18 protein-coding genes are annotated in these 16010 nt (G+C 67.1%); 10 read left to right on the top strand and 8 right to left on the bottom strand.

What is annotated here, in order from left to right; translation table 11 throughout:
* Nucleotides 1-12: 12 nt before the first annotated feature.
* The 3 genes from F5X71_RS08850 (at nucleotide 13) to F5X71_RS08840 (ending at nucleotide 3761) form a co-directional block, all read left to right on the top strand.
* Nucleotides 13-2310, top strand: a complete 2298-nt coding sequence (locus F5X71_RS08850; RefSeq protein ID WP_167461506.1) for an FdhF/YdeP family oxidoreductase — start codon at nucleotides 13-15, stop codon at nucleotides 2308-2310.
* On the top strand, nucleotides 2303-3139 hold the full coding sequence (gene fdhD / locus F5X71_RS08845) for a formate dehydrogenase accessory sulfurtransferase FdhD (protein WP_167461505.1): 837 nt from the start codon (nucleotides 2303-2305) through the stop codon (nucleotides 3137-3139). Before F5X71_RS08850 ends, fdhD begins: the two co-directional genes overlap by 8 nt.
* Nucleotides 3140-3230: 91 nt before the next feature.
* Complete coding sequence (locus F5X71_RS08840; RefSeq protein ID WP_167461504.1) at nucleotides 3231-3761, top strand: hypothetical protein; 531 nt, start codon at nucleotides 3231-3233, stop codon at nucleotides 3759-3761.
* Between the two features lie 159 nt (nucleotides 3762-3920).
* On the opposite strand, the gene mihF is transcribed toward F5X71_RS08840, so the two are convergent.
* A complete protein-coding gene (gene mihF, locus F5X71_RS08835; RefSeq protein WP_029895202.1) occupies nucleotides 3921-4235 on the bottom strand; it encodes an integration host factor, actinobacterial type in 315 nt (104 codons plus the stop codon).
* A gap of 576 nt (nucleotides 4236-4811) precedes the next feature.
* Between mihF and F5X71_RS08830 the strand changes: the two genes are divergently transcribed.
* The 6 genes from F5X71_RS08830 to F5X71_RS37415 all read left to right on the top strand — a co-directional run bounded on the left by F5X71_RS08830 (nucleotide 4812) and on the right by F5X71_RS37415 (nucleotide 8964).
* Nucleotides 4812-5327, top strand: a complete 516-nt coding sequence (locus F5X71_RS08830) for an OsmC family protein (protein ID WP_174817028.1) — start codon at nucleotides 4812-4814, stop codon at nucleotides 5325-5327.
* A gap of 26 nt (nucleotides 5328-5353) precedes the next feature.
* Nucleotides 5354-6679, top strand: a complete 1326-nt coding sequence (locus tag F5X71_RS08825; RefSeq protein ID WP_167461503.1) for a bifunctional o-acetylhomoserine/o-acetylserine sulfhydrylase — start codon at nucleotides 5354-5356, stop codon at nucleotides 6677-6679.
* 119 nt (nucleotides 6680-6798) lie between these two features.
* Entirely contained in the window at nucleotides 6799-7176 is a 378-nt protein-coding gene (locus F5X71_RS08820; RefSeq protein ID WP_167461502.1) for a nuclear transport factor 2 family protein, read from the top strand.
* Between the two features lie 191 nt (nucleotides 7177-7367).
* Nucleotides 7368-8183: a hypothetical protein gene (locus F5X71_RS08815; RefSeq protein ID WP_167461501.1), complete on the top strand. Its 816-nt coding sequence runs from the start codon at nucleotides 7368-7370 to the stop codon at nucleotides 8181-8183.
* Between the two features lie 153 nt (nucleotides 8184-8336).
* On the top strand, nucleotides 8337-8696 hold the full coding sequence (locus tag F5X71_RS08810; RefSeq protein WP_238815790.1) for an aldo/keto reductase: 360 nt from the start codon (nucleotides 8337-8339) through the stop codon (nucleotides 8694-8696).
* Nucleotides 8697-8829: 133 nt separating this feature from the next.
* Nucleotides 8830-8964, top strand: coding sequence for a hypothetical protein (locus F5X71_RS37415; RefSeq protein ID WP_275106775.1), 135 nt, complete (start codon nucleotides 8830-8832; stop codon nucleotides 8962-8964).
* Nucleotides 8965-8982: 18 nt separating this feature from the next.
* Here the strand turns inward: F5X71_RS37415 and F5X71_RS08800 are convergent, their stop codons facing one another.
* Entirely contained in the window at nucleotides 8983-9600 is a 618-nt protein-coding gene (locus F5X71_RS08800; protein WP_167461500.1) for a LysE family translocator, read from the bottom strand.
* A 111-nt stretch (nucleotides 9601-9711) separates the two neighbouring features.
* Between F5X71_RS08800 and F5X71_RS08795 the strand changes: the two genes are divergently transcribed.
* On the top strand, nucleotides 9712-10164 hold the full coding sequence (locus tag F5X71_RS08795) for an Lrp/AsnC family transcriptional regulator (protein WP_167461499.1): 453 nt from the start codon (nucleotides 9712-9714) through the stop codon (nucleotides 10162-10164).
* An 18-nt stretch (nucleotides 10165-10182) separates the two neighbouring features.
* Here F5X71_RS08795 and F5X71_RS36875 read toward each other — a convergent pair whose 3' ends face one another.
* The 6 genes from F5X71_RS36875 to tig form a co-directional block, all read right to left on the bottom strand.
* On the bottom strand, nucleotides 10183-10473 hold the full coding sequence (locus tag F5X71_RS36875; RefSeq protein ID WP_167461498.1) for a ribosomal protein L7/L12: 291 nt from the start codon (nucleotides 10471-10473) through the stop codon (nucleotides 10183-10185).
* A gap of 37 nt (nucleotides 10474-10510) precedes the next feature.
* Nucleotides 10511-10930 (bottom strand): STAS domain-containing protein, encoded by a 420-nt coding sequence (locus tag F5X71_RS08785; protein WP_167461497.1) that lies wholly within the window; start codon nucleotides 10928-10930, stop codon nucleotides 10511-10513.
* A gap of 235 nt (nucleotides 10931-11165) precedes the next feature.
* Nucleotides 11166-12446 carry an ATP-dependent Clp protease ATP-binding subunit ClpX gene (clpX, locus tag F5X71_RS08780; RefSeq protein ID WP_029895224.1) on the bottom strand — a complete coding sequence of 427 codons (1281 nt, stop codon included), beginning with the start codon at nucleotides 12444-12446 and terminating at the stop codon, nucleotides 11166-11168.
* A 444-nt stretch (nucleotides 12447-12890) separates the two neighbouring features.
* On the bottom strand, nucleotides 12891-13556 hold the full coding sequence (locus F5X71_RS08775; protein WP_167461496.1) for an ATP-dependent Clp protease proteolytic subunit: 666 nt from the start codon (nucleotides 13554-13556) through the stop codon (nucleotides 12891-12893).
* 69 nt (nucleotides 13557-13625) lie between these two features.
* Nucleotides 13626-14216 (bottom strand): ATP-dependent Clp protease proteolytic subunit, encoded by a 591-nt coding sequence (locus F5X71_RS08770; RefSeq protein WP_167461495.1) that lies wholly within the window; start codon nucleotides 14214-14216, stop codon nucleotides 13626-13628.
* 258 nt (nucleotides 14217-14474) lie between these two features.
* Complete coding sequence (gene tig, locus F5X71_RS08765; protein WP_167461494.1) at nucleotides 14475-15863, bottom strand: trigger factor; 1389 nt, start codon at nucleotides 15861-15863, stop codon at nucleotides 14475-14477.
* Nucleotides 15864-16010 lie beyond the last annotated feature (147 nt).

Raw genomic sequence — 16010 nt, 5'->3', positions numbered from 1 at the left:
ACAATACGAACTATGCACCGTAACGGGCCGACCCAGGATATCGACGAGTCCGAGCTCACCGTCTCCGCGCCGAAGGAGCAGGCGGCGGGTGTCACCGCGGTCGCGGTGTCGCTGCGCCGCGCGGTCGAGGAGATGGGTGTGCTGCGCACCGCCCGCACCTTGACGCGGGTGAATCAGGTGCACGGCTTCGACTGCCCCGGTTGCGCGTGGCCGGAACCGACGGGTCATCGCCGCCCGGCCGAGTTCTGCGAGAACGGCGCGAAGGCGGTTGCCGAGGAGGCGACCCTGCGCACGGTCACCCCGGAGTTCTTCGCCGCGCATTCGATCGAGGAGCTGGCCGGCAAATCGGGCTATTGGCTCGGCCAGCAGGGCCGGCTGACCCATCCGATGGTGCTGCGTCCCGGCGATACGCACTACGCACCGATCGGGTGGGACGACGCCTACCGGATGATCGCGGATCACCTGGGCGCCTTGGCTTCTCCCGACGAAGCGGTGTTCTACACCTCCGGGCGCACCAGCAACGAGGCCGCATTCCTCTATCAGCTGCTGGTCCGCAGCTTCGGCACGAACAATCTGCCGGACTGTTCCAACATGTGCCACGAGTCCTCGGGAGCGGCGCTGACTAGTTCGATCGGCATCGGCAAAGGCTCGGTGTCGATCGATGATTTCGCCGCTGCCGACCTGATCATCGTCGCCGGGCAGAATCCGGGCACGAATCATCCGCGCATGCTCAGCGCGCTGGCGGACGCGAAGTCCAAGGGCGCCAGGGTGATCGCGATCAACCCGCTGCCCGAGACCGGGCTGCTCGGCTTCCGCGATCCGCAGACCGTGAAGGGCTTCACCACCGGGGTCGCGATCGCCGACGACTTCCTGCAGATCCGGCTCGGCGGCGACATGGCGCTGTTCCAGGCGCTCGGCAGGCTCCTGTTCGAGGCCGAGGATCGCGCACCGGGCACCGTGCTCGACCGGGAGTTCGTCGACGCGCATTGCGCCGGCTTCGCCGAGTACGAAAAGCAAGCCCGCGCCGTCGATTTCGACACCGTGCTGGCCGCGACCGGGCTGAGCCATGCCGAAATCGAGCGCACCGCCAAGTATCTGGCCGAGGCGAAGAACGTCATCATCTGCTGGGCGATGGGCTTGACCCAGCAGTCGCACGGTGTCGCCACCATCGAGGAGGCGACGAACCTGCTGTTGCTGCGCGGCATGATCGGCAAGCCGGGCGCGGGCGTCTGTCCGGTGCGCGGACATTCGAACGTGCAGGGCGACCGCACCATGGGCATCTGGGAGAAGATGCCGGAGTCCTTCCTCGCCGCGCTGGATCAGGAGTTCGGCATCACCAGCCCGCGCAAGCACGGCATGGACACGGTGGACGCCATCCGCGCCATGCGCGACGGCAGAGCCTCGGTGTTCGTCGGGATGGGCGGAAATTTCGTCTCCGCGACCCCCGATACCGAGGTGACCGAGGCCGCGCTGCGCAATTGCGCGCTGACCGTGCAGATTTCCACCAAACTCAATCGCAGCCACGTCGTGCACGGCACGACCGCGTTGATCCTGCCGACGCTCGGCCGCACCGACAAGGACCTGCGCGACGGCTTGAAACAGCAGGTGTCGGTGGAGGATTCGATGTCGATGGTGCATCTGTCCACCGGCAGGCTCGAGCCGGTGAGCAAGCACCTGCGCAGCGAGGTCGCGATCGTGTGCGACCTGGCCCTCACCCTGTTCGGCGCGGATCATCCGGTGCCGTGGGCGCGGTTCCGCCGCGACTACGACACCATCCGCGACGCGATCTCGCGGGTGGTGCCGGGCTGCGCCGACTACAACGCCAGGGTGCGCGCCCGCAACGGTTTCGTCCTACCGCACCCGCCCCGGGACAACCGCGAATTCCGCACCACCACCGGCAAAGCCAACTTCGCGGTGAACGAACTCACCTGGACCCCGGTCCCGGAGGGCAGGCTGATCCTGCAGACGCTGCGCAGCCACGACCAGTACAACACCACCATCTACGGCCTGGACGACCGCTACCGCGGCGTGCACGGCGGCCGCAAGGTGGTGCTGGTACACCCCGAGGACATCGCCGCGCTCGGCTTCGCCGAAGACGAACTGGTGGACGTGATCTCGGAGTGGACCGACGGCACCGAGCGGCGCGTGCGCGGGTTCCGGCTGGTCGGCTATCCGACCCCGCGCGGGAACGCGGCCGCCTACTATCCCGAGACTAATCCGCTTGTGCCACTTGATCATGTCGCGGCACGGTCGAACACTCCGGTCTCCAAATCGGTCACCATCAGATTGCAGCGTGCCACTAATGAGTAGAGTCACCGCCCGCCGCCGCACGCGCCGGATCTCGCCGACCGGTGAGGTCCAGCGCCCCGATACCTTGGCCGTCGAAGAGCCGCTGGAGATCCGGATCGGCGGGCAATCGCTGACCGTGACGATGCGCACCCCGGGTAACGACGTGGACCTGGTGCACGGGTTCCTGTTGAGCGAGGCCATGATCGGCGTCGCCGAGGACATCATGGCGGCCCGCTACTGTTCGGGCACCGACGACGACGGCCGCAACACCTACAACGTCCTCGATCTCACGCTGCGCAATCCGGTCCCGGTGCAGACCCGCAACTTCCTGACCACGGGCGCCTGCGGGCTCTGCGGCAAGACCGCGCTGGACGAGGTGCGCAAGAACACCCGCTATCCGGTCACCGAGAAGGGCATCGAGGTGAACGCGCACACCCTCGGCGCCATGCCGGAAACGTTGCGCGGCAAGCAGAATCTGTTCGAGGCCACCGGCGGGCTGCACGCGGCCGGATTGTTCGACGCTGACGGCACGGTGCTCGCTGTGCGCGAGGACATCGGCAGGCACAACGCGGTGGACAAGGTGATCGGCTGGGCGCTGCGCCAGAACCGGGTTCCCGCAACCGATCTGGTGCTCATCGTGAGCGGGCGCGCCTCGTTCGAGCTGGTGCAGAAGGCGGTGATGGCGGGCATCCCGATGCTCGGCGCGGTCTCCGCGCCCAGTTCGCTCGCGGTCGACCTCGCCGCCGAGGCGGGACTCACGCTGGTCGGGTTCCTGCGCGGCGACACGATGAACGTCTACACCCATCCGGAGCGGGTCGTCGCCGCGAGCGCCACACCGCTACCGGCCTAGACGCGGCGCCACCGCACCCTTGCCCGGCCCGATTGCCGGATTTACCGTGGCACCTACGTGATCGGAGCGGTTCGCGGGAACGGAGAGACCGATGCGGATTTCGGTACGGGGCACGCAGGAGGGGTTGCGCGTGCGGATGCGTTTCGAGCAGTACCGCCGCCGCTTGCTGGCGACCCGGATCATCTTGGCGGTGTTGGCTGTTCAGGGCGCGGTCAGCGGGCTGTGGGCGACCGCGGCGCCGCACTCGTGGTACACCAGCTTTCCCGGCTTCGGCATGCGGTGGGTGGCGGCGGACGGCCCGTACAACCATCATCTGGCGGCCGACGTCGGCGCGTTCTTCCTCGCGTTGACCGCGGTCTCGGTCGCGGCGCTGGTGGTCGACGGCACCACCGTGGCGCGGATCGCGGGCCTCGGCTGGCTGGTGTTCAGCGTGCCGCATGTCGGGTACCACCTGCTGCACCAGCCCGCGGGGATGTCCACGGTGAGCTTCACGCTGAGCGTGGTCGCCTCGGCACTGCTGGTGGTACTCGCCGCGGCCTGCGTGCTGCTGCCACCGCGCGGCGATCTGCCGATGTCGGATCCGAGCCCGATCACCGTCCGGTTTCCGCGCCGCAAACGCTAGCGACGACAACGCCCCACAGCCCGTGCCGGCACTGTGGGGCGTTCGAACTGTCTGTGCGGTTGGGGGCTGAGCTACGTCGTCCGTACCGCGCGTCGGCGGTCGTGCGCGGGGCTCAGCCACGCCACCGAGGTTGGAGCTGGTTCGGTCCGCTTAGCCCCGTCAGTCCTTCAGGGCGTCGAGCAGGGCCGCACGCTGCCGCGCGCCGAGCCCACCGATACGACGATCTTCCGGGATCTCGGCCTGGTCCATCAGCTTGGCCGCCTTCACCGGTCCGACACCGGGCAGAGCCTTGATCACCGCGGCGACCTTGGTCTTCTTGACCAGCTCGTCGGAGTCGGCCTTCTTCAGCAGATCGGCGACCGAAACCTTGCCCGCCTTCACCTTGCCGATCAGTTCGGAGCGCGCCTTGCGGACCGCTGCCGCTTTGGCCAGCGCCTCAGTGCGCTGCTCCGCGGTCATGGTAGGCAGTGCCATGTCTCCTCCGCTTCCACTCGTCACTCGAACATCTGGTTGACCGGACCGAGTAAACAGCACTTCACCGGCAGCACAAGGCCGACACACCGGGACCGTTTCGGTGGAGTTAGCGATGAGTTTTCTGGAACGGGGCCGTTGAGAGCAGTAATCGAGTGGCACACAACGGGCAAATAGGACGGACAGCGGCTCCCGGTTCGCCCCCCGAAACGGGGGTAACGCCGCGCCCGGTCGATACGACAGAATCTACGAAAGCATCAGCGCGGGATCAAGGTTCAACGGCGAACCACGGGAGATCAACGGCGATTTCCGGCACCGGGCGCGATCGGTTTCCCGATCGTCACCGTGTCCCGTCAACGCCGATGCCGACAAGAGAACAGCGACTGCGGGGGCAAGCCAAACTTTGGGGGGACTTCGCGACGGCTCGAAGCGCCGCCGACCGTTCGACGACCGAGCGGATCCATTGCTTGACCGCCCCCGCAGGCGTCGAACGAAGGACCATGGCAGCGGCGTCCACCGTTGAGTTCTGTCCGAATCAAACCATCGCCATGGCGCGCCCCGCTTCCTACCGTCACAGCCGTGACCACTGATCTGAGCACTCCGCTCAACGACATCGGCGACGCCACCGCACAGGCGGTCGCGGCCGACCCCGCGAACGCGCTGGTGGTGTTCCGCGCCGCAGGCACCCCGGACGGCACCGTGGGCAGCACGATCACCGCGCGCAAACACACCGTCCGAGTGGACGAGCCCCCCACGCTCGGCGGCGCGGACACCGCCGCGAATCCGGTCGAGGTGTATCTCGCCGCGCTGATCTCCTGCCAGGTGGTGACCTACCGCTTCTGGGCCCAGCGACTCGGCATCACCGTCGACGAACTCGCTGTGGCGGCCGAGGGGGATCTCGACGTCCGCGGCTTCTTCGGCTTGGACGACAGCGTCCGGGCCGGTTTCCAGGCCGTACGGGTGACCGTCCGGATCTCCGGGCCGGAGACCGCCCAGCGCTACGCCGAACTCCAGTCCGCGGTCGACGCGCACTGCCCGGTGCTCGATCTGAGCACCGCGACCACACCGGTCGAAACCACCCTGATCACCAACTAGCCGCCGCAACCCGTCCAGGAGCACCGATGACCGAGTCCACCGTGTCGCCCGACCCGTCCGCAACGTGGAGTTTCGAGACCAAGCAGGTCCACGTCGGCCAGGTCCCCGACGGCACGACCAGCGCCCGCGCGCTGCCGATCTACCAGACCACCTCCTACACCTTCCGCGACACCGACCACGCCGCAGCGCTGTTCGGCCTGGCCGAACCCGGCAACATCTACACCCGGATCATGAACCCCACCCAGGACGCGGTGGAGCAGCGCATCGCGGCCCTCGAGGGCGGCGTTGCGGCGCTGCTGCTCTCGTCCGGGCAGGCGGCGGAGACGCTGGCGATCCTCAACCTCGCGGGCGCGGGCGATCATCTGGTGTCCAGCCCGCGCCTGTACGGCGGCACCTACAATCTGTTCCACTACACGCTGCCCAAGCTCGGCATCGAGGTGTCCTTCGTCGAGGACCCCGACGACCTGGACCAGTGGCGCGCGGCGATCCGCCCGAACACCAAGGCGTTCTACGGCGAAACCATCTCCAACCCGCAGAATCACATCTTCGACATCCCCGGCATCGCCGAGGTGGCGCACGCCGCGGGCATTCCGCTCATCGTCGACAACACCGTCGCCACACCGTATTTGATCCAGCCCTTGGCGCACGGCGCCGACATCGTGGTGCACTCGGCGACCAAATACCTCGGCGGACACGGCGCGGCCATCGCCGGTGTCATCGTCGACGGCGGCACCTTCGACTGGACCGTCACCGACGCGCAAGGACAGTCCCGCTTCCCCGGCTTCACCACACCCGACCCGAGCTACCACGGCGCGGTCTTCGCCGACCTCGGCGCACCCGCGTTCGCACTCAAAGCACGCGTGCAACTGCTGCGCGACCTCGGTGCCGCGGTCTCGCCGTTCAACGCGTTCCTGATCAGCCAGGGTCTGGAGACGCTGAGCCTGCGTATCGAGCGGCACGTGAGCAACGCCCATCAGGTCGCCGAATTCCTCAGCAGCAGGCCGGAAGTCACGTCGGTGTCCTACGCGGGCCTGCCGTCCTCGCCGTGGTACGAACGCGGGAAGACGCTGGCGCCGCGCGGCGCGGGCGCGGTGATCGGGTTCGAACTCGCCGGCGGCGTGGACGCGGGCAAGCGGTTCGTCGAGGCACTGACCCTGCACAGCCACGTCGCCAACATCGGTGACGTGCGCTCGCTGGTCATCCACCCGGCCTCGACCACGCACTCCCAGCTGACCCCGGACGAACAGCTCAGCTCCGGCGTCACCCCGGGGCTGGTCCGGCTCGCGGTGGGCATCGAGGGCATCGACGACATCCTCGCCGACCTGCGCACAGGCTTGGCGGCCGCCGAATAGCGGGAAGCGACCGGCGACGGGCGGGATGCGCGACGATCCCGCCCGTCGCCGTTTCCTCCGCGCGGACGTACTGCTACGCTGCCGGAATTAGAACACGTTCCAATTCCGCGGGAGTCCTGATGTCCGAGCAGATCCGTGCCGTCGTGACCAAGTACGTCGAGTTGGTCGGGTCGGGACCGACCGAGGCCATCGTCGAGCTCTACGCGCCGGAGGCGACCGTCGAAGACCCGGTCGGGTCCGCGGTCCGGCACGGCCACGAAGCCATTCGCGAGTTCTACGACATCCTCGCCCCCCTCGACCGCGAGACCGAACTGCGCGCCGACTCGGTGCGCGTCGCGGGCAACGAGGTGGCCTTCCAGTTCACGATCGTCACGCGCGCGGGCGGCCAGCGCTTCACGATGTCGCCGATCGACTTCATGGAATTCGACGAATCCGGCAAGATCTTGCGCATGCGCGCCTTCTGGAGCCAATCCGACATGGCCATCGAACCGGAGTGACGCGCCGCGTTTTTCGGTGCGATCGGCCGCGTGGCGTGTCGTTGGCGCGCGGAATCGACTAGGAAGAGTGGGTATCGATGCCGCTCGTCCGATACCCTCTCATCGAGCTGAGACCCAGCTCCCGGTGAGCGGGCTGCCCGGCGTCTTGCTATTTGTCGAGTTCCGTTCAGCACATCCACTTTTGGAGCCGCATGCCCGACGAACACCCCATCGACGAAGTCGCACAGCTGGCCAGGCGGGTCGAGCGGGCCCGCGGTCGGCTGGCCTACCAGTTCGATCCCGCGCTGACCGACGTCCTGGCCGAGGACGAGCTAGAGGCCGAGCGTGAGCTCGCCGAACGCATCCGTACGCAGGAGCGCGGACAGCGGTGGAAGTACGCCCAGGCGGTGTCCGCCGCGGCCGACCGCGCCAGGCAGACCAAGGAGGCGATCGACAAGGCCGACATCCGCGATCTGCTGATGGCACGCAAGGCGATCGCCGCGCAGCGCCGCGAATCCAGCCCGCACGCGCAGCTGGCGTCGCTGTATCGGCACCGCACGTGGTCGCTGCGCGCGCTGGCCGGCGTGGTGATCGCGGGCATGCTGTGGTCGGCGGTCAACGTGCAGCACAACATCGCACCCGACGGCGCGAGCGATCCCCTCTACTGGTTCAGCTACCTGGTCGAGGCGATGATCAGCGTGTGTCTGGTGATCATCATGGTGGGCACCACCAAGATCACCGAGTGGGGCGTGCTCGACAGCCGGGTGCAGGTCGTCGCCGCCGAGGTCGCGTTGCTCGCGCTGACCGTGGGGCTCAACACCTACCCGCACGTGCGCGACGGCCGCTGGTTCGACGCGGGCGTGCACGCCGTCGCGCCGGTGATGATCGGCGTCGCCCTGCTCACCCACGACGCCGCGAATTCGCGCTACAGCCAAGCGATCGCGCGCGCCACCGAGCACATCCGCGAGAACCCCAACCAGCCATGGCCGCGTCCCGAGAACGGGCTCGTCGGCACCGCACGCGCATAACCTCCCCGAGGGCAGGTGCCCGGGGGCGCGCTCGCTATGGCTTGTGCCGCACCGGGATAGGTAGCGGACGGCGCGGCACCGGCTCGGACACCACGATCGACGTGGTGGCTCGGCAACACCGGCCTCACCGTGTCGCGGATCTGCCTGGGGATGATGAGTTACGGGGATCCCGCGTCGTGGGCGTGGGTGCTCGGCGGCTCGCGCGAACGCGGCGGCCGCCGCACCACCGACCGCTCCAGCTCCGACCACATCGCCGCGAACATGTACACCGACAACGACTTCGACGTAGTCGACGCGGTACGCGAGGTCGCCGCCGCCCGCGACCTCCCACCCGCCCAGATCGCCCTCGCCTGGCTCCTCGGCAAGCCCGGCATCACCGCCCCGATCCTCGGCGCCACCAAAACGCAACACCTGGACGACGCGATCGCCGCACTCCCCCTACACCTGACCGAAGACGAAATCACCACCCTCGAATCCCCCTACCGCCCCCACCCCACCCTCGGCCACGACTGAACCGTTCGGCAGTGTTCGCCCACGCAGGCGAGCCGCACTGTGCAGACGCGTGGTGTTGCGGACGATCCATAACCCCTGTGACCACCGTGGCAGCACCGCAACCCCTTGTGCGTGAACGTGGTTGACTCGTCAGGTGATCGAGTACGAGGTACTGCGCGTCTTCTGCGGGGACGAAGGTGAGTACGGGAACCGCCTCGGCGTCGTGCGGGACGGGGCAGCCGTTCCCGAGGTCGAGGCGCGGCTCGCGTTCGCTGCGAACCGCCCGTAACCGCGCCGACCGACCTGCTCAGACCAGTCGTTCCACCAGTAGTAGTCCGCCGATCACGAGCATGGCTACACCGGAGATGCGGGTGACGATGCGGGCGGCCGTCGGGCGGGCGCGCAGCACCGTCTTGGCCAGCACGCCGACGCACAGGTAGATCACCGCGCAGCTGAGGGTGTGGACGAGCCCGAGGGTGCCGATCTGGGCGGCGAGCGGCCAGTTACCGGTCCGGTCGGTGAACTGCGGCAGCAATGCCACGAAAAGCAACAGCGCCTTGGGATTCAGGCCGCTGATCCCGATCCCACGCAACAGGCTGGCACCCCACGGTGCGGGATGCCCCTCACCTTGAACCGCAGTGGGCGCACTCGACGCTACCAGCGTCGTGCCCCCGAGCCACATCAGATACAGCCCGCCGAACACCGTAAGCGCGGTCAGCACAACAGGATTGCGATCGACGACGGCCGCGACACCCGCGGCGACGACCGCGGTCAACGCGACGTACCCCAGCAACAGCCCACCGACCGCGGGCACCACCGACGACTCCCGCAAACCGGCGGCGATCGCGTACGCCCAGTCCGCCCCCGGCACCAGGATCAGCAGTACCGACACCGTCCAGAACGCGACGATGTACCCGACAGCCATGCGCAAACCCTCTCCCTCGAACCAGCAACCCCAGGAAGGATAGGCGCGATCTAGCGGGAGGTGATTCCAACCTTTCGCAGGTGAGCGTCCAATTGTGGAAGAATCTTCGTCATGGATCGCATCGACCGGAAGATTCTTGCCGAGCTGCAACACGACGGCCGTTTGACGATCACCGAACTGGCCGCCCGGGTGCGGCTGAGCCTGTCGCCGTGCCACCGTCGGCTACGCGAGTTGGAGAAGTCCGGCGTGATCCGCGGCTATCGCGCGGTGGTCGACGCGGCGGCCGTCGGGATGACCTTCGAGGCGTTGGTGTTCGTCACGATGCGGCAGGAGGATCGCCCCACCGTCGCCGCGTTCGAACAGGCGGTCGCGGAGGTACCGCACGTGCTGCAGGCACAGCGCCTCTTCGGCGACCCCGACTTCCTGCTGCGCGTCGTGGCCGCGGATCTGCCTGCGTTCCAACAGCTTTACGACGAGCGGTTGGCGACGCTGCCCGGCGTGCAGCATCTCACCTCGACCTTGGTGATGAAGCATGTGGTGCACGAGCGACCGGTGCCGCTCTGAGCAACACAGCGCGCCGGTTCAGTACCCGCGTTCGCGTTCGCGTTGGTCCACAGCGTCTTTCGCTTCTTTCAACCCGGCGCCGGTGAGCTCACGGAACCGCTTGATGGCCTGAATCTTCTTGCCCAGCGCCAAAAGATCGTCGATCTCGGCCCAGCTGAACGACCCCGGCACGGACGCGACCGGCATCGCCGGGATGGGCTTGGCCGTGATGAGGTCCGGCCGTTCCTGGATCCCCAGATGATCGAGGATCAGATCCAGCTTGGCGTGCAGTGCGTCGATCTTCCGCTCGAGGCGTCGGTGGGCGAACATGCTCGAATCGTAGTGACCACCGCGCCTCGGACGGCGTTCAGGCGGCGAGCACCGCGTCGGCCAGGTTGTCCGCGATGTCGAAGACCGCGACGTCACGGGCCGCGGCCAGCAGCCGATCGACGCAGCGCGCGCCGGTGACCAGGCGAATCCGGTGACCGTCCGCCTCGACCCTGGCTCTGGCCTCGAGCAGCACCCGCAGTCCGGCCACGCCGAAGAACGTCACCCGGGACAGGTCGACGACCACGGTGGACGCGCGATTGCCGAGCGCACCGAACAGCCGGCTCCGCAACAGCTCCGCGGTATAGAAATCGACCTCGCCGGCCAGCGCGCACAGCGTGATGGTGTCGCTCGGCGCGGTGAGGGAAACGCGAAGTCGATCCCGGGGACCGGGCGGCTGCGCGGCGATGGCGCGACGCGGCGGCCCGGCTCGATGCGGGATGGACACCGCTCTCGACATGGTGCTGACGGGGGATGCTGACGTAGCGAATGTTGTCGACATGAGGACCTCGGCCCTGTCGCGCACGGCAACGGAACCGGTTGCCGGCAATACTTTTCGCCCTGATGCGCCGATGCCATCCAGAGCTGGGCTGTCTACTCAACCCTGACCTCAGATTACCCAGATTCCTCGACCATAAAACCGGAGAAGCCACCGCGAGTCGCGGTGGCTTCTCCGAGAAATGACTCAGCGGGAACTATGCGGACTTCTCCCGGCGCTCGGCGCGCTGCGCCTTGCGCGGCACGATGGTCGGCAGCACGTTCTCGGTGACGGTGTCGGAATCCACGACCACCTTGGCGACGTCGTCGCGGCTGGGGATGTCGTACATCACCGGCAGCAGGACTTCCTCCATGATGGCGCGCAGACCGCGGGCACCGGTGCCACGCAGGATGGCCTGGTCGGCGATCGCCTCGAGCGCGTCGGTGGTGAACTCGAGATCGACGCCGTCCATCTCGAACAGCCGAATGTACTGCTTGACCAGCGCGTTCTTCGGCTCGGAGAGGATCTTGACGAGCGAATCCTTGTCCAGGTTGGTCACCGACGCGACGACCGGAAGCCGGCCGATGAACTCGGGAATCAGACCGAACTTGATCAGATCCTCGGGCATCACCTCGGCGAAGTGGTCGGTGGTGTCGACCTCGGCCTTGGAGCGGACCTCTGCGCCGAAGCCGATGCCGCGGTGGCCGGTGCGGTCGGAGACGATCTTCTCCAGGCCCGCGAACGCGCCCGCCACGATGAACAGCACGTTGGTGGTGTCGATCTGGATGAATTCCTGGTGCGGGTGCTTGCGTCCGCCCTGCGGCGGCACGCTCGCCTGGGTGCCCTCCAGGATCTTCAGCAGCGCCTGCTGCACGCCCTCGCCGGAGACGTCGCGCGTGATCGACGGGTTCTCGCTCTTGCGGGCGATCTTGTCGACCTCGTCGATGTAGATGATGCCGGTCTCGGCGCGCTTGACGTCGTAATCGGCGGCCTGGATCAGCTTCAGCAGGATGTTCTCCACATCCTCACCGACATAGCCTGCCTCGGTCAGCGCGGTCGCGTCGGCGATGGCGAACGGAACATTGAGCATCTTGGCCAGGGTCTGCGCGAGATAGGTCTTGCCGCAGCCGGTGGGCCCGAGCATCAGAATGTTCGACTTGGTGAGCTCGACGACCTCGCCGCGGCTGTCGCGGCCCTTGTCGCCAGCTTGAATGCGCTTGTAATGGTTGTACACGGCCACGGCGAGCGTGCGCTTGGCGGTGTCCTGCCCGATGACGTAGTTCTCGAGGAAATCCCGGATCTCCGCGGGCTTGGGCAGTTCGTCGAGCTTGACCTCGCTGGACTCGGCGAGTTCTTCCTCGATGATCTCGTTGCACAGATCGATGCACTCGTCGCAGATGTACACCCCTGGTCCCGCAATGAGCTTCTTGACCTGCTTCTGGCTCTTTCCGCAGAACGAGCATTTCAGCAGATCGCCGCCATCTCCGATGCGCGCCATCTCGTGGGTCCCTACTTCCTTGTCCGCGTGCAACCGTCGTCCAGGTTGCCAGTCATCTGCCGCCTTGCTTGTCGGCACCGCGGCGTGGTCGAAAACGCGTCGACCGGTTCCGGTGTGTTACGGCAGTGCTGTCAACCGGGAGCAAAGGTCCCTAGGTTGACCGTACCTGGTGTGTGCGATGGAGGTCGACAACTCGAGCATGTTTCTCCGCCGGGTTGTGCGAGTTCTCACGGCACCGGAGCGCGTTCTGTCATTCCGACGGCCTGGTGGAGCTCCGGCCGCTTGTTCATCGACGCCGAGGACCGAAGTGTTTCGGCACCGGCATTGTTGCTGAAGCAGTCCGGCCGGGCAGCATGCCGCATGGCGTGCTTCCCGGCCGGAACTCCGTGAGGTAACGCGATTCGCCCGCGAATCACCGCCGGGAAACGGCGATTCGCGACGAACTCACTTCTGTGCGCTGAGCTTGCGATAGTCGAACACCGTATCAACGATCCCGTATTCCTTGGCCTCTTCGGCGGTAAGAATCTTGTCGCGATCGGTGTCCTTGCGGATGGTGTCCGCGTCCTTACCGGTGTGCCGGGCCAGCGTGGTCTCCATCAGGCGACGCATGCGCTCGATCTCGGCGGCCTGGATCTCCAGGTCCGAGACCTGACCCTGGATGCCACCCTCCAGCGCGGGCTGGTGGATCAGCACGCGCGCGTTGGGCAGGCAGGCGCGCTTGCCGGGGGTGCCCGCGGCGAGCAACACCGCGGCGGCGGAGGCGGCCTGACCGAGGCAGACGGTCGCGACATCGGCGCGCACGTACTGCATGGTGTCGTAGATGGCCATCAGCGAGGTGAACGAGCCACCGGGCGAGTTGATGTACATCGTGATGTCGCGGTCGGGGTCGAGCGACTCCAGCACCAGCAGCTGCGCCATCACGTCGTTGGCGGAGGCGTCGTCCACCTGCACGCCGAGGAAGATGATGCGCTCCTCGAACAGCTTGTTGTACGGGTTGGACTCTTTGACGCCGAAGCTCGAGTGCTCGATGAACGACGGCAGGATGTAGCGCGACTGCGGGCCCTGCGGCGCCATACCGCCGAGTGCGCGTGGGTCAAACTGGTTGGCCATCTTGGTCTCCAAAGTCTCTGTGGGTAAGCGGCTGGTACGCGGGAACGGACGAGGCTTCGCCGAACTCGCCTAGTTGTCGCTCACGCCGCCGGTCTGGTTCGCGTGGCTGACGACCCGGTCGATGAAGCCGTATTCCAGGGCCTCCTTGGCGGTGAACCAGCGGTCGCGGTCGGCGTCGGCGGTGACCTGCTCCACGGACTTGCCGGTGTGGTGCGCCTGCAGCTCGTTGAGCTCACGCTTGGTGTGCGCGAACTGCTCGGCCATGATCGCGATGTCGGCGGCCGAACCACCGATACCGGCCGACGGCTGGTGCATCATGATCCGGGCGTGCGGCAGGGCCAGACGCTTGCCCTTGGTGCCCGCGGTGAGCAGGAACTGGCCCATCGAGGCGGCCAGGCCCATGCCGACGGTGCGGATGTCGCACTCGGCGAACTGCATGGTGTCGTAGATGGCCATACCGGCGGTCACCGAACCACCGGGCGAGTTGATGTACAGCGAAATGTCCTTGGTCGGATCCTCCGCCGTGAGCAGCAGGATCTGCGCGCAGATCTTGTTCGCGATGTCGTCGTCGACCTGGGTGCCGAGGAAGATGATGCGCTCGCGAAGCAGGCGCTCGTACACCGAATCGCTGAGGTTGAGCCCAGCAGTCGCGGACGTCATAGCGATCCCTGCCTGATTACTTGTCACGGATACCTGCCTTCTCATACCGGCTCGCTGGCCGACGGCCATCTCTGGTTCGTTGTCACAAACATTAACGAAGCAGGGCGGCACCGAACTCCCGGTACCGCCCTTCTTCGCTCACAGCGCAACTTCGCTGGCGCTCAGCCGCACTGTAAGCGAGGTCGCGCTGTGCTTTCGGTTCACTCGCTTCGCTCGCTCACAGCGCAACTTCGCTGGCGCTCAACTGCGCCGACTCGATTACTCTGCCTTCGCCTCGGCGGTTTCGGTCGTCTCGATCTCGGCGTCGACCTCCGGGGCGGAATCCTCAGGCGCACCGAACATTTCGGCGGTGTCCACGGTGTTGCCCGCGGAGTCGGTCACCTTGACCTTGCCGACCACGCCCGCGAGCGCCTTGCCGCGGCGGACGTCAGCGAAGATCGCGCCGAGCTGACCCGCCTGCTGCACCTGCTGGATGAACTGCTCCGGCGCGAGGCCGTAGCGCTGGGACTGGAACAGGATGCGCTCGGTGAGCTCTTCCTGACCGACCTGGGTGTTGTCGGCCTCGGCGATCGCGTCCAGCAGCAGCTGGGTCTTGACCGACTTCTCGGCGGACTCCTTGGCGTCCTTGTCGAACTCTTCGCGGCTGGAGCCCTGCGCCTCGAGCGCCTCGGCCAGCTTGGCCTCGTCGTGGTCGAAGCCGTGCACCGCGTCGTGGGTGACGGCGTCGATCTCGGCCTTGACCACGGCCTCGGGCAGCGGCACCTCGACCTGCTCGAGCAGGGTCTCGAGCACCTTGTCCCGGATCTCGCCGGCCTGCTGCACCTTCTTGCTGCGCTCCACCCGGGTGCGCAGGTCGGCCTTCAGCTCGTCGAGGGTGTCGAATTCGCTTGCCAGCTGGGCGAAGTCGTCATCGGCGGCGGGCAGCTCGCGCTCCTTCACCGACTGCACGGTGACGGTGATGACCGCTTCCTTGCCCGCGTGCTCGCCCGCCACCAGGGTGGAGGTGAACTCCTTGGACTCACCGGCGTTCAGGCCGATGAGCGCCTCGTCGAGGCCCTCGATCAGCTGGCCGGAACCGACCTCGTGGGACAGGCCGGTGGTGGCCGCCTCGGGCACCTCTTCGCCGTCCACCGTGGCGGACAGGTCGATGGAGACGAAGTCGCCGTCCTGCACGGCCCGCTCGACACCGGTCAGGGTGCCGAATCGCTGGCGCAGCGAGAGCAACTGCTCCTCGATGTCCTCGTCGCCGATGGTGAACGCGTCGACGGTCACCTCGATGCCCTCGTAGGCGGGCAGCGTGATCTCCGGGCGCACATCGACCTCGGCGGTGAACGCGAGTTCCTGGCCGTCCTCGATCTTGGTGATCTCGATCTCGGGCTGGCCGATGACCTTCACCTGGCCCGCGGTGACGGCCTCGCTGTAGCGGCCGGGCAGCACGTCGTTGACGACCTGCTCGAGCACGGCGCCGCGACCCAGACGGGCCTCGAGCAGCTTGGCCGGCGCCTTGCCGGGACGGAAACCGGGGATCTTGACCTGCTTGGCCAGTGCCTTGTACGCGCGATCGAAGTCGGGCTGCAGTTCCTCGAAGGGCACCTCGACATTGATCCGGACCCGGGTCGGGCTCAGCTGCTCGACGGTGCTCTTCACGGACATGCTCCTTGTTCGTCGTCTGTTCTGGTTGAGACGCGATCCCCCGTCATCCCGGACATGCTCCGGGACACCGGCACCCGCCGGGTGGCGAGGGACGCGGCGTACGCATCCCGACCAGGTTAGTTGACCGGCCGGGACGGGCTG

This window comes from Nocardia brasiliensis (genome assembly GCF_011801125.1).
Classification (GTDB): Bacteria; Actinomycetota; Actinomycetes; order Mycobacteriales; family Mycobacteriaceae; genus Nocardia; species Nocardia brasiliensis_C.
The sequence above is the reverse complement of the archived record's forward strand: the minus strand, read 5'-3'. Positions and strand labels throughout refer to the sequence as shown.